Genomic DNA, 21,005 nt, shown 5'->3' with positions numbered 1-21,005 from the left:
TTACGATCAGGCACGATCGCACCAAAAAAGTGCATGACTGATGAACACCGTCTGGATCGTCGATGATGACCGCTCCATCCGCTGGGTGATCGAAAAAGCCCTCAGCCGCGAAAACATTTCGCACCGCAGCTTTGCCTCGGCGGGCGAAGCGCTCACGGCGCTGGAAACCGCGCCCCACCCCCCGAAAGTGCTGGTTTCGGATATCCGCATGCCCGGCGAATCAGGCCTCGGGCTGCTGCAGCGCGTGAAAACCCTGCACCCGCACCTGCCGGTCATCATCATGACCGCTTACTCCGACCTCGAAAGCGCGGTCTCGGCATTCCAGGGCGGAGCATTCGAATATCTGCCCAAGCCCTTCGACGTCGACCAGGCGGTGGCCCTCGTGCAGCGTGCGATCGCCCAGAACGCGCACCAGCAGGGCGCACCGGAGGAGGCGACCGTCGCGCCCGAAATCCTCGGCCAGGCACCTTCGATGCAGGAAGTGTTTCGCGCGATCGGCCGCCTCGCACAGTCGCACGCGACGGTGCTGATCAACGGCGAATCGGGCACCGGCAAGGAACTGGTCGCGCGCGCGCTGCATCGCCACAGTCCCCGCCGTGACGCCCCGTTCATCGCGATCAACACTGCAGCGATCCCGCGCGACCTGCTCGAATCGGAACTTTTCGGCCATGAGCGCGGCGCCTTCACCGGCGCGGCTGCGCAACGCCGCGGGCGTTTCGAACAGGCCGATGGCGGCACGCTGTTCCTCGACGAGATCGGCGACATGCCCGCCGAACTGCAGACCCGCCTGCTGCGAGTGCTGTCGGACAATCATTTCTACCGCGTCGGCGGCCACCAGCCGGTTCGCGCCAACGTGCGCGTCATCGCCGCGACGCACCAGCACCTCGAAGACCGCGTGCGGCAGGGGCTGTTTCGCGAGGACCTGTTCCACCGCCTCAACGTCATCCGCCTGCGCCTGCCGCCGATGCGCGAGCGCCGCGAGGACATCCCCATCCTGGTGCGGCATTTCCTGCAGAAAAGTGCGCAGGATCTCGGCGTCGAGCCCAAGCGCGTTTCCGAACCGGCGCTGAAGTACCTGCAGGCTCTACCTTTCCCCGGCAACGTCCGGCAGCTCGAGAACCTGTGCCACTGGCTGACGGTGATGGCGCCGGGACAGACCATCGAGGTCGCCGACCTGCCGCCCGAAATGCGCGACCGGCCCGAGCGCGAGATGCCCGTCGCCTGGGTCGATGGACTCGCCGTCGAGGCGGACCGCCTGATCGCGACTTCCCCCGGCGAGGTCTTCGACCGCCTGACGCGCGAATTCGAACGCACGCTGATCCGCCGCGCCCTGACGGCCACTGGCGGACGGCGCATCGACGCGGCGCTGCTGCTCGGCATCGGCCGGAACACGATCACGCGCAAGATCCAGGAACTCGGGATGGAGGACCATCGGCATCCGCCGGCGAGCGAAAACGCTTCCAGCTAACGCGCGAGGCCGAAGAAACTCCCCTGCGACTGCGCCCCACGCTCGTGCGCGACCGTCCAATATCGGATAATGCCGGCTTTCACCCACGACACGGGAAAACCGGCTTGACTGCCCCGACCACCGAACAGCCCTTCACTGCCGCAGCGATCGCCGCGCCGCTCGGAACGCTCGCGAGTGCGTTCGACGTGCGACTCCTGGGTGAATGTGCCTCCACGAACAGCGAACTCATCGATGCGCCCCCAGCCGACGACGGCCGGATTCCCGTCGTCGTCGCGGATCGCCAGACCGCCGGTCGCGGCCGGCGCGGGCGGCTGTGGCAGTCCTGGCCCGGCGGCAGCCTGACTTTCTCGGCGCTGTGGCGCTTTCAACCGGGTGCGCCGGTGCCTGCCGGACTGTCGCTGGTGGCCGGCCTTGCCGTCGTCCGGGCGCTCGAGAAGCTCGGCGTCGAGGGGCTGCAGTTGAAGTGGCCGAACGACGTGCTGGTGCATGGCGACAAGCTCGCCGGCATTCTCGTCGAACTGCTGCCGGGCCGCGCCCGCACCCCGGCAGCGGTTGTCGGAATCGGCCTGAACCTGCGACTGCCCGCCGGCACTTCGATCCCGGACCAGCCAGGCGTCACCGATCTTGCCGCGCACCTGGCCGAGCTGCCCGATCGCAGCGCGCTGCTCGCTTCGCTGCTCGCCGAATTGCACGCGCTGTTCGAGACTTACGCCGCAGCCGGCTTTCCGGCGCTGCGCGGCGCCTGGCAGCAACGCAACGCGTTCGCCGACCTGCCGGTGCGCGTCAGCGGCGAAGGCCGCGAACTTGACGGCATCTGCGCAGGCGTCGATGAAGACGGCGCGCTGCTGATCCGCAGTGACGACGGGCTGGTGCGCATCCTCTCCGGCGAAGTGTCGCTGCGAGTCCGGCAGTGATCCTGCTGATCGACGCGGGCAACACCCGCATCAAGTGGGGCGTGATCCGGGGAGAGGCCTGGATCGCCGAAGGGGCCCTTATCCACGCCGAAGTCGCCGCGCTGGGCGATATCGTGGCGGCTCATCCCGGTCTGCGCCGGGTCGTCGGCACGAACGTCGCCGGCGCCGACATCGCCGCCGCAATTGCTGCCGCATTGCGCGGTGTCGGTAGCGCGCCGCAGTGGATCCACGCCTCGGCGGAGCGCTGCGGCGTGCGCAACCGTTACGACAATCCCGCACAGCTCGGCGCCGACCGGTGGGTCGCGCTGATCGGCGCCCGCGCGCTGCACCGCGCGGCCTGCCTCGTCGTCAACGCCGGCACGGCGACGACCGTCGACGTCCTCGCCGCGTCGGGCGACTTCGACGGCGGAATCATCTTGCCGGGAGAAGACCTGATGCGTCGCGCACTCGCCGGCAACACTGCCCAGCTGCCGTTTGCCGAAGGGCGCTACGTCGGTGCGCCGCGCAATACGGCCGACGCGATCGTCTCCGGCTGCCGCAACGCGCAGGCCGGAGCGATCGAACGGATGTTCCGCCAGATCGCGCACCTGCCCGGCGCCCGCTGCCTGCTCAGCGGAGGCGCCGCGCCGCAGCTCGAAGAACTACTTGGCATCCCTTTTTCGCGCGTCGACAATCTCGTCCTGAAAGGGCTCGCAGTCGTCGCGCGCGAGGACGCAGCCGCATGAGCGTCCCTCGCAGCAATCCGATATTCCTTTCTGTGCATTCAACGGAGCAGACAACGTGACCGAACCGACCCGCATCCTGCTGGAAGAAAACGAGATCCCGACGCACTGGTACAACGTCGTCGCGGACATGCCGCACGCGCCGGCGCCATCGCTCGGCGCGGACGGCAAGCCGGTCAGCCCGGAGCAGATGATGGCGATCTTCCCGACGCAAATCCTCGAGCAGGAGCTGAGCGCCGAGCGCTGGATTCCGATCCCCGACGAAGTGCGCGAGACCTACAAGATCTGGCGCCCCAGCCCGCTGATGCGGGCGGTGCGGCTCGAACGGGCACTCGGCACTCCGGCGAAGATCTTCTTCAAGAACGAAGGCGTCTCGCCGGCAGGTTCGCACAAGCCGAATTCGGCAGTGCCGCAGGCCTTTTACAACAGGCAGGCCGGGATCAAGCGCCTGGCGACCGAAACCGGCGCCGGCCAGTGGGGCTCGTCGATCGCCTTTGCCGGGCAGATGTTCGGCCTCGAAGTGCGTGTCTACATGGTGAAGGTCAGCTACCATCAGAAACCGTACCGCCGGCTGATGATGCAGACGTGGGGCGCCGAAGTGTTCGCCAGCCCGTCCGAGCTGACGCAAACCGGGCGCGACGCGCTCGCAAAGGACCCGGACAACCAGGGCTCGCTCGGCCTCGCGATCTCGGAAGCGGTCGAGGAAGCCGCCAGCCGCAGCGACACGAACTACACGCTCGGCTCGGTGCTCAACCACGTGCTGCTGCACCAGAGCATCATCGGCCTCGAAGCGAAGAAGCAGTTCGACAAGATCGGCCTCTATCCCGACGTCGTCCTCGGCCCCTGCGGCGGCGGTTCGAGCTTCGGCGGCATCGCGTTCCCGTTCCTTGCCGACAAGGCGGCCGGCGACAAGCGCGCGCAGAATCTGCGCTGCGTCGCGGTCGAGCCGAATTCCTGCCCGACGCTGACGAAAGGCGAGTACGCCTACGACTTCGGCGACGCGTCCGGCTTCACGCCGATGATGAAGATGTACACGCTGGGCCACGATTTCATGCCCCCGGGCATTCACGCCGGAGGCTTGCGCTACCACGGCGACTCGCCGCTGGTCTCGCAGCTCTACCACGAAGGGCTGCTCGAAGCCGTCGCCGTGCCCCAGCTCGCGACTTTCGAAGCCGGCGTGCTGTTCGCGCGCACCGAAGGCATCATTCCGGCGCCCGAATCGTGCCACGCGATTCGCGCCGCGATCGACGAAGCGATCAAGTGCAAGGAAACCGGCGAACCCAAGACGATCCTGTTCAACCTGACAGGCCACGGTCACTTCGACATGAGCTCCTACGACCGCTATTTCTCCGGCCAGCTCGAAAACTACGACTATCCGGCCGACGCGGTGGCAGCGTCGCTGGCGCACCTGCCGAAATTCGGCTGAACAGGGCGGCGAGCGATGACTTCGCGGGCACTCCGATAAGCTTGCACCCCATGCCCGCAATGCGCCTGATTTTTATCGTCCTGATCCTGTCGAACCTGCTCGCCTTCGCATCGACGCGAGGCTGGCTCGGGGCCGCCGTGCCCGACGGCGAACCCGAGCGGCTCACGAACCAGCTCAACCCCGGCCGCATCATCCTGCACCCGCAGCAGCCGGCGAGCGATCGCGCACAGGCGCGTGCGGCCGAAGCCGAGCCGACGGCCCCGGCGCCAGCCATCCCGCCATTCACCGCACCGGCCACCGAACTCCCGCTCACCGCCAATTCAGCCGCCCACCAGCCCGATGTCGCATCGGTAGCGGTGGAGACGCCCGTCGAACCGTTGGCGTGCGCCGCCTATCGCGGCCTCGCGGGAAGCCAGGCCGATGCGCTCACCGCGCAGGCCCAAGCGGTCGCCGGGCTGCAAGTCGAGCGCACCACGACCAGTGCTCCGAGCGCCTGGTGGGTGCGCATCCCTCCCGAAGGGGGCCGTGACGGCGCCGACCGCAAGGTGACCGAGCTGCGCGCGCTCGGCATTCGCGATTACTTCATCGTCCACGAGGCGGGGCCGAACCAGTTCGCGGTTTCGCTCGGCCTCTTCAAGACCGAAGCCAAAGCGCAGCAGCATCTTGCTTTTCTTCGCACTAAGCGGGTGCGGGGCGCGGGCGTAACTCCACGTCACGCCCCCGTTTATCGCATCGAGATACGCGGCCCCTCGGCCGCACTCGCGACCTTCGACAAATCCCGCGGCGCCGCTCAGGCTGGCGCCGCCAAGACCGGATGCAATCCATGAATTCCCATCACTTCCTGGTCGGCTTGACCGGGGGCATCGGCAGCGGCAAGAGCGCAGCCGCGGATCGTCTCGCCGAACTCGGCGCTGCGGTGATCGACACCGACCTGATCGCCCACGCACTCACCGCACCCGGCGGCGCAGCGATCGAACCGATCCGTGCGGCATTCGGCGACGCCGTCATCACCGTCGACGGCGCGCTCGACCGCAAGGCGATGCGCGATCTCGCGTTCAGCGATCCGCAGGCGCGCCGGCAACTCGAAGCGATCATCCATCCGGCGATCCGCGCCGAGAGCGATCGCCAGATTCGCGAGGCACGCGGTCCGTACGCCGTCCTCGTTGTGCCGCTGCTGATCGAATCGAACGCGTACCGCGACCGATACGACCGCATCTGTGTCGTGGATTGCCCGGTGGATGTGCAGATCGCCCGCGTCATGACCCGCAGTCATTTGCCCGAAGACCAGGTTCGCGCGATCATCGCCGTCCAGTCGAGCCGTGAAGAAAAGCTCGCCGCGGCGGACGACGTGATCGACAACAGTGGCGACCTGGCGTCGCTTTATGCGCAGGTCGACCGCCTGCACGCCCGGTATCTCGCCGCCGCGCGCGCGACAGGCTGAGCTCCGGACCGCTGCATCTTGCGCCCGACGCTAAAGAATCCAGCCGGACGGCCGGGGTTCGGGGGCTGTGCTATCATCCGGCGCTCCAGCCAGGACGCCCTGGCTTTGCGGGCACAGCCGGTGATCAGCTACGAATATCCTCTGAACGAGCGTATCCGGACGCTACTGCGCCTCGAGGACTTGTACGCCAAGATCGCCCACTTCCTCGGCGGCGATGCACCCCAGGACCACCACGTCGCCCTGCTGACGCTGTTCGAGGTGCTCGAGGTCGCCGGGCGTGCCGACCTGAAGGTGGACCTGGTGCAGGAACTGGAGCGCCAGCGGCAGATCCTGATCTCGTTTCGCCACAATCCGGAGATCTCGGAACAGGCGCTGTCGGGGGCGCTGTACGAAATCGAGCAGGCGTCGTCGTCCCTGCTCGCCATGGCGGGAAAAATCGGGCAGTACCTGCGGGAAAACGAGTGGCTGATGGCGATCCGCAGCCGCGCGTCGATCCCGGGCGGGGTTTGCCAGTTCGACCTCCCGTCGTATCACTACTGGCTCAACCGCGACCCCGAGCAACGCCGCGGCGATCTGGAAGGCTGGCTACGCCCGATGATCCCGATTCGCGAAGGCCTCACGATCGTGCTTCGTCTGCTGCGGGCGAGCGCCCAGCCTGAAAGGCAGCTTGCGCGCGGCGGCACGTACCAGCTGACGATGGGAGGGCGCGGCGCGCAGATGCTGCAGTTGCGGCTCGCGCCCGCGGAAGCGGTCGTGCCCGAGATCAGTGCCAACAAATACGCAATCAATATCCGCTTCATGCTGTCCGAGACGGTGGTCCGCCCGCGGCTGGCTGAACGCGACATTCCGTTCGAAATTACCTTCTGCAGTCTCTGACTGCCCCGCGAGACATGGCCAAGGTGAGAATCGTCAGCTGCCCGCAGTGCGGCGCGAAGACAAAGTGGTCGACCGACAATCCTTTTCGTCCATTCTGCTCGGAGCGCTGCAAGCAGATCGATCTCGGAGCCTGGGCGTCGGAGAGCTATCGCGTGCCGGTATCGACCCGCCCCGATAACGAAGATCTGCCGGACCAGTCCCCTCACGACTGAAGCCAGACGCCCCGAATCCCTGCGATCCCGTGCGCCCCAGCGCTGCGAGCAGGCTCCATGTCGGCTTCCACGAGCCCGCCCAAGGCGAGCACCGGAATCGGCAGGTCGCGGACCAGCTCCGCAAAAGCGTGCCACCCCAACGTCTCGCGGTGCGGGTGCGTGAGCGTCGGCCGCACCGCGCCGAGCAGCGCGTAGTCCAACCCCAGCCCGGCAGCTCGCTCGAGTTCGGCGCGGCAATGACACGATGCCCCGACCCACTCGAAAGCAGGCCGCGCCGTCGTCCGTCCCAGTTCAGCCGCAGGAAGATGCACGCCGTCGGCGCCGAGTTCGTGAGCGAGTCCTGAGTCCTGGTTGATCACCACGAGCGCGCGGTATTCCCGCGCGCGACGGATCACTGCCCCGGCGAACGACGCCAGTTCGTCGCGCGGCATGCCTGGCTCGCGAACCTGGACCAGCCGCAGGCCGCGCTCGAGCGCGGCATCGAGACGGGCAAGCTGCACCTTAGTGCCGATATCAACCGCGTGCGTGATCCCCATCCACCGCGGCAAGTGCAGCGCTTTCAGGATCGGACCGTTCGCCGGCAGCATCGGCCCCACACCGAGCCAGCCGGCATGTTCCCACGACAATGCACTGTGCACATGGTCGTTGATCTCGCCATCCCAGGCCGTCACCTCGAAGAAATGCAGGCGCACATGCGCGTGCTCGTACCGATGCTCGCGCGTAATCCACGGCCGGATACAGGTCACGCGGATCCCGAGTTCCTCATCGAGCTCGCGCACCAAGGCCTGCTCTGCAGTCTCGCCGGCTTCGACTTTCCCTCCCGGGAATTCCCAGTAACCCGGGTAGAACGTGTCAGGGGCGCGCTGCCCCAGCAGAAAACTCCCGTCCGGTCGCGTGATCACCCCGGCTGCCACCTCCACCCGCTTTTTCATCGATGATTTCCGCTATTCGAAGCGCCCGGCGTGGTCGCGGGCGAACTGCCAGGCGACGCGGCCCGAACGGGAGCCGCGCAACAACGCCCACTGCAAGGCTTCCTGGCGTGCATTCCCGATCGCCTCGTGATCCAGGCCGAATTCCTCCAACCAGTGCGCGACGATCGCCAGATACTCATCCTGGCTGAACGGGTAGAACGAAATCCACAGTCCGAAGCGTTCGGACAGCGAAATCTTCTCCTCGACCGCCTCGCCGGGATGCACTTCGCCATCGACATGCCGCGCCTGGAGATTTTCGTCGTGGTATTCGGGCATCAGGTGTCGTCGATTGGACGTTGCATAGATCAGCACATTGTCCGGGACTGCCGCGACCGAGCCGTCGAGCACGCTCTTCAGCGCCTTGTAGGCCGGCTCGGCCTCTTCGAACGACAGGTCGTCGCAGAACAGGATGAATCGCTCCGGACGGCCCGCGACCAGTTCGACGATGTCCGGAAGATCCATCAGGTCCTCCTTGTCGACCTCGATCAGCCGCAGCCCGCGGTCCGCATACGCATTCAGCAGCGCTTTCACCAGCGACGACTTGCCGGTGCCGCGCGCGCCGGTCAGCAGCACGTTGTTGGCGCGCCGCCCGTCGAGGAACTGGCGCGTGTTCTGGTCGATGCGGGCTTTCTGGTCGTCGACGTCGCACAAGTCGGCGAGACGAATCCCGTGAGGGCGCATGACTGGCTGCAGGCCTGGACGACCGTTTCGCCTGCGCCACAGGAACGCCCTCGCAGCCGACCAATCGGGTGCGGGTGCGGGACCCGGCAGCAACTGATCGAGCCGGTCGATAAGCTGTTCGGCCCGCGCCAGCAGCTTGGCAACATCATTCATCGCGATCCTCACTCGGACGGTTATTGCGTTTCGGCCAGGTCGCCCAGACGATGATGAGCAACAGCGCCAGCGCAACGCCCGCTTCCAGAAAAATCACCCACATCCTGCTCTCCTGCTCGAACCAGGTTGTCGGCCCGGTATACTCGCCGGCTCGGCCGCAAGTCTACCTGATCCCGCCCATGAAACCACGCGCCTCACTTTCCCCGATCCGTGCTCTGCTGGCCGTTGCAATGCTGGGTCTGCTTTCCGCATGCGGAACGCGCCCGCCTTCGATGACAACCTCTTCCGCAACGGCGCCCGTCGTGCGCGCATGCCCCCCCGCCCAAGCATGTCCCGCATGCCAGGCCTGCCCCGGCGGTGTGCCCGCGGCGGTCCTGCCGCCACCCGCACCGGCCGACCCTCTGCAGCGGATCGACTGGAGCGAACTCCCCGGCTGGGGCGAAGACGACCATGCCCGTGCGTGGCCCGCGTTGCGTGAGTCTTGCAACGCGATCGCGCGGCAGCCGCAGTGGCAGGCGACCTGCGAGGCAGCCCGGGCGCTCGGCGACGCTCCCACTGCCGCGTTGGTTCGCCGCTTCCTCGAAGCCCACCTCGAGCCATGGGCGATCGTCAATCCAGACGGAACGAGAGAGGGCCTCATCACCGGCTATTACGAACCCCTGATCCGGGGCAGCCGCACGCGTTCCGAACGTTATCCGTGGCCGGTCCATGGCGTTCCGTCCGACATGCTGACGGTCGACTTCGGTAACCTGTATCCGGACCTGAAGAATCTTCGCCTGCGCGGGAGGATTGTCGGCAACAAAGTTGTCCCGTACTGGACCCGTGCCGATATCGAGCGCATGCAGGATCGCGCGCCCGCTCCGACTCTGCTCTGGGCCTCCGATCCGATCGACCTGTTTTTCCTGCAAGTGCAAGGATCCGGACGAGTGGAACTGCCCGACGGGACGAAAGTGCGCATCGGCTATGCCGACCAAAACGGTCATCCGTACCAGTCGATCGGACGCTGGCTCGTCGCCCAGGGTGAGTTGCCGATCGAGAAGGCCTCGATGGAGGGCATCAAGACCTGGGCGCACGCAAACCCGCAACGCCTGTCCGAAATGCTGAACACCAACCCGAGCTACGTCTTCTTCCGCGAGCTGCCGGCCCGCGGGGGAGGACCGATCGGCGCGCTGGGGGTTCCGCTAACCGACGAGCGCAGTATCGCTGTCGATCCGCGCACCGTTCCGCTCGGCGCGCCGGTCTACCTTTCGACGACTTGGCCGCTATCGGACCGTCCGCTGCAGCGACTGATGTTCGCCCAGGACACCGGCGGAGCGATCAAAGGGGCCGTGCGCGCGGATTTTTTCTGGGGATTCGGATCGGAAGCGGGAGTGCAGGCCGGCCGGATGCGCCAGCAAGGACAATTGTGGGTGCTGCTCCCCCGAAGCTCCCGGCCCTGAACCACGCACCGCAGGGGCGCAGACAAAGCCCGCCCTGTGCGGGCGTTTTCCGCCTACTTCTTCCCTGCTTCCAGCAGCGCCTGCTCCAGCTCTGCCGCCGGGAGATAGCCGCCCAGCCGCCGACCGTCGGCAAGGAACATCGTCGGCGTTCCATTGATCTTGAGCTTCTGCCCGAGCGTGACGTTGCGCTCGACAACCGAACTGTCGCAACTCGCCGACGCCGGCACTTTCGCATTCAGGATCCAGTCGCTCCACGCCTTCGCCCGGTCATCGGCGCACCAGATATTGCGTGACTTCTCGGTTGAATCCGGACTCAGAATTGGATACAGGAAAGTATAGACGGTGACGTCCTTCAGTTGCGCCAACTCCTTGCCGAGACGCTTGCAGTACGCGCAATTCGGATCTTCGAACGAGACGATGACCCGCTTGCCGTTTCCCCTTACCTGCTTGATCGCCTGGTCGAGCGGAAGCGTGCCGACGTCGATCGCCGAAAGCTGCGCCATGCGCGCCTGAGTGATATCGCGCCGCGTACTGGTGTCGATCACCCTGCCGTCGATCAGAAAGCTCATCTTTTCGTCCGTATAGACGATTTCCCCGCTCTTCAGTACGACTTCGTAAAGCTCGCCGTACGGAATCCTCGCGACCGACTCGACGACCGGGGAACCGACAAATCCTTCCACTGCCTTTCGCACGCTCCCTTCGTCGGCGTGGGCAAGGCCCAGCGATGTCATGCCGACAAAAGCGGTCACCAGGACCGGACGAAGTGCACGTTCAACCATCGGTATCTCCAGAAATCAGAAGCGTCCGCCGGCGGCATACCGCACGAGCGCGTGTCGTACGACCGGCAGCCGGTCGGTGAGGTTCAGTCCGACGTTGCGTAGCACCGTCAGTACCGGGTTCGCTGTTCCGAACAGGCGATTCAACACATGAGTCGTATTTTGAAGCAGAAACGGCTCTTCGGCCCGCTGACGTGCATACCCGCGAAGGACGGCGATTTCGCCCGGGTCCCGCCACGGCGCCAGCCCGTTCAGCACACTCGCGAGCTCGCGGGCGTCCTTGAATCCCAGATTGATGCCGTGTCCCGAAAGAGGATGAATGGCATGTGCGGCGTCGCCGATGACAGCGATCCTCGATTTCACGGTCGTATCGACCCGCATCAGGCGAAGCGGAAATCCGGCGGCGGGAGTTTCGAGCTTCAGGTATCCCAACTCACCGCTCGTCGCATCGGCCACGCGTCGGCACAACGAGTCGGCATCGAGCGCGAGCAGTTCCTGTGCGCATCCGGCGGGAGCGGACCAGACCATCGACACCATTTTCCCGGGCAACGGAAGCAACGCGAGAATCCCGTCGGGCCGGAACCACTGGTACGCTACGTTGCGATGCCCGCGCTCACAGCGAAAATTCGCGACGACACCAACCTCATCATACGGCGTGAAAGTCGCTGCGATGCCTGCTTGCTGACGAACCCATGAATTGACTCCGTCCGCGCCGACCACGAGGCGTGCATTCGCCTGCCTGCCATCGGAGAGTCCCACAGTCACAGAAGCAGCCCCCTGCGAGAATCTGACCGGGGAAATGCCGCAGAGCAGCGTCACGTTGTGCTGCCGGCGCATCGTCTCCCACAACTCGCGGTGGAGGCGCCCCGATTCGACGATCCAGGCGAGTTCCGGCAGCCCGCTTTCATATGCCGAAAATTCGAGGCTGCCACCGGCATCCCCTCGTATCGACATCGCGTGCACCGGATTGATGCGGGAAGCATCGAGATGCCGCCATGCGCCGATTTCCCGAAGGAAATCCGCGTTCTCCGGACTGACTGCATAGATCCGCGAATCCCAGCCCGGGACATCGGCCGGAAGATGCGTCTCGACTACAGCGATCCGCAGGCGGCTCGCGCGCAGCGCCACGGCCAGGCTTGCACCGGCAAGCCCTCCTCCGATAATGATCAGGTCGAAATCCATGAATCCCGGCTTTTCGGAAAGAACGTGATTCTGCCGCAAGGGACGCGCCAAGTCACGCAGCGCAGGCTGGCGCAGTGAAAGCGGAGCTTTGTGCATCGACGGAAAATGCAGCATGACGCGGCGTTTGGACAGCAAAAAGCCGCTTTCCCGGGGAGGGGAAGCGGCTTTTGTGCAGAGCAAAGGGTAGTCTGACGATGACCTACTTTCGCACCCGTTTAGGCACTATCATCGGCGCGGTCCTGTTTCACGGTCCTGTTCGGGATGGGAAGGGGTGGTGCCAGGACGCTATGGTCGTCAGACTGTAAAGGGTAACAAAGCGGAGAAGCAAAGTGTGTGGGGTGTTGTTGGTGTGATGCGTTTTTCGGTGAGTTGTCGCGGTGTTCGATCCAGGGTTATAGGATCAAGCCTCACGGGCAATTAGTATCGGTTAGCTCAACGCATTGCTGCGCTTCCACACCCGACCTATCAACGTCGTGGTCTTCGACGACCCTTCAGGGGGCTCGAGGCCCCGGGGAAGTCTCATCTTGAGGCGAGTTTCCCGCTTAGATGCTTTCAGCGGTTATCTCTTCCGCACTTAGCTACCCGGCGATGCGACTGGCGTCACAACCGGTACACCAGGGGTGCGTCCACTCCGGTCCTCTCGTACTAGGAGCAGGTCCTCTCAAACTTCCAGCGCCCACGGCAGATAGGGACCAAACTGTCTCACGACGTTTTAAACCCAGCTCACGTACCACTTTAAATGGCGAACAGCCATACCCTTGGGACCGGCTACAGCCCCAGGATGTGATGAGCCGACATCGAGGTGCCAAACTCCGCCGTCGATGTGAACTCTTGGGCGGAATCAGCCTGTTATCCCCAGAGTACCTTTTATCCGTTGAGCGATGGCCCTTCCATGCAGAACCACCGGATCACTATGACCTGCTTTCGCACCTGCTCGACTTGTCGGTCTCGCAGTCAAGCCGCCTTTTGCCATTGCACTATCAACACGATGTCCGACCGTGTCTAGGCGACCTTCGTACTCCTCCGTTACCTTTTGGGAGGAGACCGCCCCAGTCAAACTGCCTGCCATGCACGGTCCCCGACCCGGATTCACGGGCCAAGGTTAGAACCTCAACGACACCAGGGTGGTATTTCAAGGTTGGCTCCACGGAAACTGGCGTTCCCGTTTCACAGCCTCCCACCTATCCTACACAAGTCCCGTCAAAGTCCAATGCAAAGCTACAGTAAAGGTTCATGGGGTCTTTCCGTCTTGCCGCGGGGAGATTGCATCTTCACAAACATTTCAACTTCGCTGAGTCTCAGGAGGAGACAGTGTGGCCATCGTTACGCCATTCGTGCAGGTCGGAACTTACCCGACAAGGAATTTCGCTACCTTAGGACCGTTATAGTTACGGCCGCCGTTTACCGGGGCTTCGATCAAGAGCTTGCACCCCATCACTTAACCTTCCGGCACCGGGCAGGCGTCACACCGTATACGTCCACTTTCGTGTTTGCACAGTGCTGTGTTTTTAATAAACAGTCGCAGCCACCGATTCTCTGCGGCCCCTTCGCCCTTCGGATGTACTCCTACAAGCTAACGGGGCATACCTTCTCCCGAAGTTACGGTATCAATTTGCCGAGTTCCTTCTCCTGAGTTCTCTCAAGCGCCTGGGTATTTTCTACCTGCCCACCTGTGTCGGTTTGCGGTACGGTCGATCCTAGACTGAAGCTTAGAGGCTTTTCCTGGAAGCATGGTATCAACCACTTCGGGCTCAAAGAGCCCTCGTCATCACGCCTCAGCTCAGCCCCGCGGATTTGCCTACGGGGCACGCCTACACGCTTAAACCGGGACATCCAACACCCGGCTGGCCTAACCTTCTCCGTCCCCCCATCGCATCTAGGACCGGTACGGGAATATTGACCCGTTTCCCATCGACTACGCATTTCTGCCTCGCCTTAGGGGCCGACTCACCCTGCGTCGATGAACGTTGCGCAGGAAACCTTGGGCTTTCGGCGAGGGTGCTTTTCACACCCTTTATCGCTACTCATGTCAGCATTCGCACTTCCGATACCTCCAGCATCCCTCTCGAGACACCTTCGCAGGCTTACGGAACGCTCCCCTACCATCTCTTGCGAGATCCGCAGCTTCGGTTCATGGCTTGAGCCCCGTTACATCTTCCGCGCAGGACGACTCGACTAGTGAGCTATTACGCTTTCTTTAAAGGATGGCTGCTTCTAAGCCAACCTCCTAGCTGTCTGGGCCTTCCCACTTCGTTTCCCACTTAGCCATGTATTTGGGACCTTAGCTGGCGGTCTGGGTTGTTTCCCTCTTGTCCCAGGACGTTAGCACCCCAGGACTGTCTGCCGTATATCACTTTGCGGTATTCGGAGTTTGCTATCGCGGGGTAGATCGCAGTGACCCCCCCAACGATTACAGTGCTCTACCCCCGCAAGTGTCCGTACGACGCACTACCTAAATAGTTTTCGGGGAGAACCAGCTATTTCCGGATTTGTTTAGCCTTTCACCCCTATCCACAGCTCATCCCCTAATTTTTCAACATTAGTGGGTTCGGACCTCCAGTGCGTGTTACCGCACCTTCATCCTGGCCATGGATAGATCATCCGGTTTCGGGTCTACGCCCAGCAACTCAGCCGCCCTTGTCAGACTCGGTTTCCCTACGCCTCCCCTATTCGGTTAAGCTCGCTACTGAACGTAAGTCGCTGACCCATTATACAAAAGGTACGCAGTCACCCCACGAAGGAGGCTCCCACTGTTTGTATGCATGCGGTTTCAGGATCTATTTCACTCCCCTCCCGGGGTTCTTTTCGCCTTTCCCTCACGGTACTGGTTCACTATCGGTCGATCACGAGTATTTAGCCTTGGAGGATGGTCCCCCCATCTTCAGACAGGATTTCTCGTGTCCCGCCCTACTTGTCGCACGCTCAGACCCGCCAGCTACTTTTCGCATACGGGACTATCACCCTGTATCGTCGGACTTTCCAGACCGTTTTGCTAAGTAATTGGTTTAGTCGTGCAGGCTGCTCCCCGTTCGCTCGCCACTACTTGGGGAATCTCGGTTGATTTCTGTTCCTGCGGCTACTTAGATGTTTCAGTTCGCCGCGTTCGCCTCCACACGCCTATGTATTCAGCGCGGGATACTCCAAAAGGAGTGGGTTTCCCCATTCGGACATCGGGGGATCAAAGCTCCATTGCCAGCTCCCCCCCGCTTTTCGCAGGCTTGCACGTCCTTCATCGCCTGTGATCGCCAAGGCATCCACCACATGCACTTAGTCGCTTGATCCTATAACCATGGACCCTGTTGCCAGGGCACCACCGCCATAGACGAACTCACGCTTGTGCGCAGTCACCGGCCGCTGGTTCAAAGCGCCAATGACCGCAAAAATGCAATCACACCAACCCATGCAACAGCGCGCCTCGCGGCCCACTGTCGCACACTTTACTTCTTCCACTTTGTTAAAGAACGCAGCCTCAAAAACCTGCCAAGGCCTAAGCCCTGCGGACCCGACGATCCGCACGGCTTAGCCCTTTTCCGACGCCTCTACCCACCCCGAACACTGGTGGAGGATGACGGGATCGAACCGTCGACCCCCTGCTTGCAAAGCAGGTGCTCTCCCAGCTGAGCTAATCCCCCGCTTGATCGCTTGGTGGGTCTGGTTGGGTTCGAACCAACGACCCCCGCCTTATCAAGACGGTGCTCTAACCAGCTGAGCTACAGACCCTCATGCCTTCGAGGCTCTCGTTGCCTGAACAACCGATAAGTTGTGGATACTGCGTCGCCGCGGCCTCTTCTCTTGAAAGGAGGTGATCCAGCCGCACCTTCCGATACGGCTACCTTGTTACGACTTCACCCCAGTCATGAATCTCACCGTGGTAAGCGCCCTCCCCGAAAGGTTAAGCTACCTACTTCTGGTGAAACCCACTCCCATGGTGTGACGGGCGGTGTGTACAAGACCCGGGAACGTATTCACCGCAGCATGCTGATCTGCGATTACTAGCGATTCCGACTTCACGTAGTCGAGTTGCAGACTACGATCCGGACTACGATCGGCTTTGTGGGATTGGCTCCACCTCGCGGCTTGGCAACCCTCTGTACCGACCATTGTATGACGTGTGAAGCCCTACCCATAAGGGCCATGAGGACTTGACGTCATCCCCACCTTCCTCCGGTTTGTCACCGGCAGTCTCGCTAAAGTGCCCAACCTAATGATGGCAATTAGCGACAAGGGTTGCGCTCGTTGCGGGACTTAACCCAACATCTCACGACACGAGCTGACGACAGCCATGCAGCACCTGTGTCCTGGCTCCCGAAGGCACTCCCGCATCTCTGCAGGATTCCAGGCATGTCAAGGGTAGGTAAGGTTTTTCGCGTTGCATCGAATTAATCCACATCATCCACCGCTTGTGCGGGTCCCCGTCAATTCCTTTGAGTTTTAACCTTGCGGCCGTACTCCCCAGGCGGTCGACTTCACGCGTTAGCTGCGTTACTCAGCGCGTTACCGCACCGAACAACTAGTCGACATCGTTTAGGGCGTGGACTACCAGGGTATCTAATCCTGTTTGCTCCCCACGCTTTCGTGCATGAGCGTCAGTATCGGCCCAGGGGGCTGCCTTCGCCATCGGTGTTCCTCCACATCTCTACGCATTTCACTGCTACACGTGGAATTCCACCCCCCTCTGCCGTACTCCAGCCGTGCAGTCACAAGCGCAGTTCCCAGGTTAAGCCCGGGGATTTCACACCTGTCTTACACAACCGCCTGCGCACGCTTTACGCCCAGTAATTCCGATTAACGCTCGCACCCTACGTATTACCGCGGCTGCTGGCACGTAGTTAGCCGGTGCTTCTTCTGACAGTACCGTCATCCAGGCAGGCTATTCACCCGCCCGATTTCTTTCCGTCTGAAAGAGCTTTACAACCCGAAGGCCTTCTTCACTCACGCGGCATGGCTGGATCAGGCTTGCGCCCATTGTCCAAAATTCCCCACTGCTGCCTCCCGTAGGAGTCTGGGCCGTGTCTCAGTCCCAGTGTGGCTGATCATCCTCTCAGACCAGCTACGGATCGTCGCCTTGGTAGGCCTTTACCCCACCAACCAGCTAATCCGACATCAGCCGCTCCAATCGCGCGAGGCCCGAAGGTCCCCCGCTTTCCCCCTCAGGGCGTATGCGGTATTAGCCACGCTTTCGCGTAGTTATCCCCCACGACTGGGTACGTTCCGATGCATTACTCACCCGTTCGCCACTCGCCGGCAGGCCGAAGCCCCCGCTGCCGTTCGACTTGCATGTGTAAAGCATGCCGCCAGCGTTCAATCTGAGCCAGGATCAAACTCTTAAGTTCAATCCAACAAAGCACTCAAAGAATCTTTACTGACTTCTGCGAGCACTCGATCTTTGCAATGCCGGATCTGCCCGAAGACAATCCGGCCACCGCAGCAACCCAGTACCCACACTTATCGGTTGTTCAACTTTTTAAAGAACCGCTGCCGTTGCAGCGAGAAAGAGATTCTGACCGACTTCGCTGCTGCCGTCAACCCCCACCGGCTTCTTTCCTGACCACCGGTGAAGCTCCCTCTACCGCCACCGCGCCTCGCCCCCCACCGCAAAAAACCGACTGGAGCGCGAAGAACGGCGGATTATAGACACATCCAACAGGCAGTCAACTCTTTCATGAAAGCGAATTGGAAACAGCCGATCAATACCCAGCAACGCCTCCCGCGTAATTCTCGAAGCGCGTGCATTCGCCGATGAACGTCATGCGCACCGTCCCGGTCGGTCCGTTGCGATGCTTGCCGATGATCAGCTCGGCCGAGCCCTTGTCCGGGGAGTCCGGGTTGTAGACCTCGTCGCGGTAGATGAACATGATGATGTCGGCATCTTGCTCGATAGCGCCCGATTCGCGCAGGTCGGACATCACCGGGCGCTTGTTCGGCCGCTGCTCCAGGCTGCGGTTGAGCTGAGACAGCGCGATGATCGGTACGTGCAACTCCTTTGCCAGCGACTTGATCGACCGCGAAATTTCGGAGAGCTCGGAGGCGCGGTTGTCCGTGTCCTTCGTGCCGGTCATCAGCTGAATGTAGTCGATGACGATCAGACCGAGCTTGCCGCACTGGCGCGACAGGCGGCGCGCCCGAGCGCGAAGGTCGATCGGGTTGAGGCCCGGCGTCTCGTCGATGAACAGCGGTGCGTCGTAGAGCTTGCCCATCGCCGCCGTGAGTCGCTGCCAATCCTCGTCGCCGAGACGGCCGGTACGGATCTTCTGCTGGTCGATTCGCCCCACCGACGAGATGAAACGCGTGGCGAGCTGCGTACCGGGCATTTCCATCGAGAAAATCGCCACTGGCAGACGACAGTCGACGGCGACATGCTCGGCGACGTTCAGGGCGAAAGTCGTTTTGCCCATCGCAGGTCGGCCCGCAACGATGATCATGTCGGACGGCTGTAGGCCGGAAGTCTTCTCGTCGAGGTCGATGAGACCGGTCGGCACTCCGGTCACCTCGAGCGGATTGTCGCGGTCGTACAGTTCCTGGACGCGGTCAACGACCTGCTTCAGGATCGGCTGGATCGACACGAAGCCGCTCGCGTGTCGCGCGCCCGCCTCGGCGATCTCGAAAACCTTGGCTTCGGCCTCATCGAGCAGCGTCTTCGCGTCCTTGCCCGAGGCACTCAATGCGCTGGCGGCAATCTCATCGCCCACGGCGACCATCTTGCGCAGGATCGCACGCTCGCGAACGATTTCCGCGTAGCGGCGGATATTTGCCGCAGACGGGGTGTTGTTCGCGACTTCTGCGAGGTAGGCGAGCCCACCTGCCTGCTCGGTCTCGCCGTTCTTTTCGAGCGACTCGAAGACCGTCACGACATCAGCGGGTTTTCCCAGATCGATCAATCGGGAGATGTGGCGGTAGATGCGGCGATGATCGTCCCGATAGAAATCCACCTCATTGACGAGATCCGCAATTCGCTCCCATGCGGCGTTATCGAGCAGGATGCCGCCGATCAGCGACTGTTCGGCCTCGAGCGAATGCGGCGGGAGCTTGATTGCGGAAATCTGCGGATCACTCGAGCTATCGGAAAAGCGTCGCTTTGAAGTGGCCATCGGGGCACCGGTCCTTGCGAAAAGGGGAGAAATTCTAGCGAAGCTGGGAAGGGGCTGAAAAGACGGCGCTGAAAAGCAAAGGGGCTGCCGAAGCAGCCCCTCAGGATCAGACTTCCTGGCGCAGCTTACTGCTGTTCGCCCAGCACCGAAACGGTGATCGGCACAACGATATCAGAGTGCAGTGCGACATCGACCTGGGAATCACCGACCTGCTTGATCGGACCTTCCGGCATGCGCACGGCGCTGCGCTCGACCTTGAAGCCCTGCGTCTCGAGCGCGTCGACGATGTCGATGTTGCTGACCGAACCGAACAGGCGTCCGTCCATGCCCGCCTTACGGCTGATCTGCACCATCAGGCCTTCGAGCTTGGTGGCGATCGCCTGGGCCTCTGCCAGCTTCTCGGCGTGAGCGCGCTCGAGCTCGGCACGCAGGGCCTCGAACTGGGCCATGTTGGATTGCGTCGCGCGCTTGGCCTTGCCTTGCGGGATCAGGTAGTTGCGCGCGTAGCCGTCCTTGACCTTGACGACGTCGCCGAGCACACCGAGGTTGGCGACTTTTTCGAGCAGAATGATTTGCATGTCCGATCTCTCCTCTTACTTGTGCAGATCGGTGTAGGGCAGCAGCGCGAGGAAGCGCGCACGCTTCACCGCGGTCGACAGCTGGCGCTGGTAGCCGGCCTTCGTGCCGGTGATGCGCGCCGGCATGATCTTGCTGTTTTCGGTGACGAAGTCCTTCAGGATATCCACATCCTTGTAGTCGACTTCTTCGATCTTCTCCGCGGTGAAGCGGCAGAACTTGCGACGCTTGAACAGACCGCGGTTGCCGCGATCATCCTTTTTCTTGAACTTCGACTTGGGCTTGAAAGCCATTTTCGTTTCCTTCCAGAAATTCGATCTTGCTCAGGTGCAGCACCGGCATCCGGCTGCGAAGGCTCTTCGCCGCGAGAAAACCGGTGGCCCGTATTCTCATACCGGGAGAGGCGCCGGCCAGCACGCTGGCCAACTCACCAATTGCGACCGCCTGCAGTTCCACCGAAACGTCGCGAGCGATGCCGCCCTCGTCCTGTTTCGATTCGTGCGCGAGGCCGCAGGCGGCGATCGGCACTCCTGCCGGGGTTCGACGCAGCGGCAGCAGCTCGGCTATCCGTGCATCGAGGCGCAGTTCGTTCGCCCCGGGCTCAGCCACCTCAGGCGGATTCGGCCTCGGCCGGCTTCGCTTCGTCGGTGGCCGGTGCGGCGGTCAGCGAACGCGACTTCTCTTCCTTCATCATCGGCGACGGGGTGGTCACGGCGGCCTTCGTCTTGACGACCAGGTGACGCAGCACGGCGTCGTTGAACTTGAACGCATGCTCGAGCTCGCCGAGAGCTTCGCCGTCGCACTCGATGTTCATGAGTACGTAGTGGGCCTTGTGCACCTTCTGGATCGGATAGGCCATCTGGCGGCGGCCCCAGTCTTCGAGGCGATGGATCTGGCCGTTGCGGGCGGTGACGATCGCCTTGTAGCGCTCGATCATCGCCGGGACCTGTTCCGACTGGTCCGGGTGGACGATGAATACAACTTCATAATGTCGCATGCAGACTCCTTGCGGTTTGATGGCAGCTCCCCGGCATGCGGACCGGTGGAGCAAGGGAAAGCCGGGCAGGATAGCAGGAAAGG

The 21,005-nt window shown here is 62.7% G+C and carries 18 protein-coding genes, 2 tRNA genes and 3 rRNA genes; 9 read left to right on the top strand and 14 right to left on the bottom strand.

The window, feature by feature from the left end:
- The first annotated feature begins 40 nt into the window (after positions 1-40).
- From ntrC to EBN1_RS11550, 8 genes are all read left to right on the top strand, one after another.
- Complete coding sequence (gene ntrC / locus EBN1_RS11585) at positions 41-1,468, top strand: nitrogen regulation protein NR(I) (protein WP_011238142.1); 1,428 nt, start codon at positions 41-43, stop codon at positions 1,466-1,468.
- A 104-nt stretch (positions 1,469-1,572) separates the two neighbouring features.
- The gene (locus EBN1_RS11580) at positions 1,573-2,382 is read left to right on the top strand and encodes a biotin--[acetyl-CoA-carboxylase] ligase (RefSeq protein ID WP_011238141.1); all 810 of its coding nucleotides are present in this window, start codon (positions 1,573-1,575) and stop codon (positions 2,380-2,382) included.
- Positions 2,379-3,107, top strand: a complete 729-nt coding sequence (locus EBN1_RS11575) for a type III pantothenate kinase (protein WP_011238140.1) — start codon at positions 2,379-2,381, stop codon at positions 3,105-3,107. Before EBN1_RS11580 ends, EBN1_RS11575 begins: the two co-directional genes overlap by 4 nt.
- A 55-nt stretch (positions 3,108-3,162) precedes the next feature.
- A complete protein-coding gene (locus EBN1_RS11570) occupies positions 3,163-4,530 on the top strand; it encodes a TrpB-like pyridoxal phosphate-dependent enzyme (RefSeq protein ID WP_011238139.1) in 1,368 nt (455 codons plus the stop codon).
- A gap of 50 nt (positions 4,531-4,580) precedes the next feature.
- Positions 4,581-5,357 (top strand): SPOR domain-containing protein, encoded by a 777-nt coding sequence (locus tag EBN1_RS11565; RefSeq protein ID WP_041646256.1) that lies wholly within the window; start codon positions 4,581-4,583, stop codon positions 5,355-5,357.
- On the top strand, positions 5,354-5,971 hold the full coding sequence (gene coaE, locus EBN1_RS11560; protein WP_011238137.1) for a dephospho-CoA kinase: 618 nt from the start codon (positions 5,354-5,356) through the stop codon (positions 5,969-5,971). The genes EBN1_RS11565 and coaE overlap by 4 nt, the downstream gene beginning before the upstream one ends.
- Before the next feature lie 120 nt (positions 5,972-6,091).
- Positions 6,092-6,847, top strand: a complete 756-nt coding sequence (zapD, locus tag EBN1_RS11555) for a cell division protein ZapD (protein ID WP_041647195.1) — start codon at positions 6,092-6,094, stop codon at positions 6,845-6,847.
- 14 nt (positions 6,848-6,861) lie between these two features.
- Complete coding sequence (locus EBN1_RS11550) at positions 6,862-7,059, top strand: DNA gyrase inhibitor YacG (protein ID WP_041646254.1); 198 nt, start codon at positions 6,862-6,864, stop codon at positions 7,057-7,059.
- Here EBN1_RS11550 and EBN1_RS11545 read toward each other — a convergent pair.
- Entirely contained in the window at positions 7,050-7,991 is a 942-nt protein-coding gene (locus EBN1_RS11545) for a Nudix family hydrolase (protein WP_011238135.1), read from the bottom strand. The genes EBN1_RS11550 and EBN1_RS11545 overlap by 10 nt on opposite strands.
- A gap of 12 nt (positions 7,992-8,003) precedes the next feature.
- Positions 8,004-8,864: an ATP-binding protein gene (locus EBN1_RS11540; RefSeq protein ID WP_011238134.1), complete on the bottom strand. Its 861-nt coding sequence runs from the start codon at positions 8,862-8,864 to the stop codon at positions 8,004-8,006.
- 272 nt (positions 8,865-9,136) lie between these two features.
- On the opposite strand from EBN1_RS11540, the gene mltA reads away from it, so the two are divergent.
- A complete protein-coding gene (mltA, locus tag EBN1_RS11535) occupies positions 9,137-10,303 on the top strand; it encodes a murein transglycosylase A (protein ID WP_241762723.1) in 1,167 nt (388 codons plus the stop codon).
- Between the two features lie 53 nt (positions 10,304-10,356).
- On the opposite strand, the gene EBN1_RS11530 is transcribed toward mltA, so the two are convergent.
- The 12 genes from EBN1_RS11530 to rpsF form a co-directional block, all read right to left on the bottom strand.
- Positions 10,357-11,082, bottom strand: a complete 726-nt coding sequence (locus tag EBN1_RS11530; protein ID WP_011238132.1) for a DsbC family protein — start codon at positions 11,080-11,082, stop codon at positions 10,357-10,359.
- A 15-nt stretch (positions 11,083-11,097) separates the two neighbouring features.
- On the bottom strand, positions 11,098-12,261 hold the full coding sequence (locus tag EBN1_RS11525; RefSeq protein WP_011238131.1) for a UbiH/UbiF family hydroxylase: 1,164 nt from the start codon (positions 12,259-12,261) through the stop codon (positions 11,098-11,100).
- Between the two features lie 186 nt (positions 12,262-12,447).
- A 5S ribosomal RNA gene (gene rrf, locus EBN1_RS11520) occupies positions 12,448-12,560 on the bottom strand.
- 97 nt (positions 12,561-12,657) lie between these two features.
- Positions 12,658-15,542 (bottom strand): 23S ribosomal RNA (locus tag EBN1_RS11515).
- 275 nt (positions 15,543-15,817) lie between these two features.
- Positions 15,818-15,893 (bottom strand) — tRNA-Ala (locus EBN1_RS11510).
- Positions 15,894-15,904: 11 nt separating this feature from the next.
- Positions 15,905-15,981 (bottom strand) — tRNA-Ile (locus tag EBN1_RS11505).
- 75 nt (positions 15,982-16,056) lie between these two features.
- A 16S ribosomal RNA gene (locus tag EBN1_RS11500) occupies positions 16,057-17,594 on the bottom strand.
- The 16S, 23S and 5S rRNA genes sit together here with 2 tRNA genes alongside, the layout of an rRNA operon.
- Before the next feature lie 354 nt (positions 17,595-17,948).
- Positions 17,949-19,349 carry a replicative DNA helicase gene (gene dnaB, locus EBN1_RS11495; RefSeq protein ID WP_011238130.1) on the bottom strand — a complete coding sequence of 467 codons (1,401 nt, stop codon included), beginning with the start codon at positions 19,347-19,349 and terminating at the stop codon, positions 17,949-17,951.
- A 125-nt stretch (positions 19,350-19,474) separates the two neighbouring features.
- Positions 19,475-19,927, bottom strand: coding sequence for a 50S ribosomal protein L9 (gene rplI, locus EBN1_RS11490; protein WP_011238129.1), 453 nt, complete (start codon positions 19,925-19,927; stop codon positions 19,475-19,477).
- A gap of 15 nt (positions 19,928-19,942) precedes the next feature.
- Positions 19,943-20,218, bottom strand: coding sequence for a 30S ribosomal protein S18 (gene rpsR, locus EBN1_RS11485; protein WP_011238128.1), 276 nt, complete (start codon positions 20,216-20,218; stop codon positions 19,943-19,945).
- Positions 20,178-20,534, bottom strand: coding sequence for a primosomal replication protein N (priB, locus tag EBN1_RS11480; protein ID WP_011238127.1), 357 nt, complete (start codon positions 20,532-20,534; stop codon positions 20,178-20,180). Before priB ends, rpsR begins: the two co-directional genes overlap by 41 nt.
- Before the next feature lies 1 nt (position 20,535).
- On the bottom strand, positions 20,536-20,922 hold the full coding sequence (gene rpsF, locus EBN1_RS11475) for a 30S ribosomal protein S6 (RefSeq protein WP_011238126.1): 387 nt from the start codon (positions 20,920-20,922) through the stop codon (positions 20,536-20,538).
- Positions 20,923-21,005 lie beyond the last annotated feature (83 nt).

The organism is Aromatoleum aromaticum EbN1 (assembly GCF_000025965.1).
In the GTDB taxonomy this organism is placed as follows: domain Bacteria; phylum Pseudomonadota; class Gammaproteobacteria; order Burkholderiales; family Rhodocyclaceae; genus Aromatoleum; species Aromatoleum aromaticum.
The sequence above is the reverse complement of the archived record's forward strand: the minus strand, read 5'-3'. Positions and strand labels throughout refer to the sequence as shown.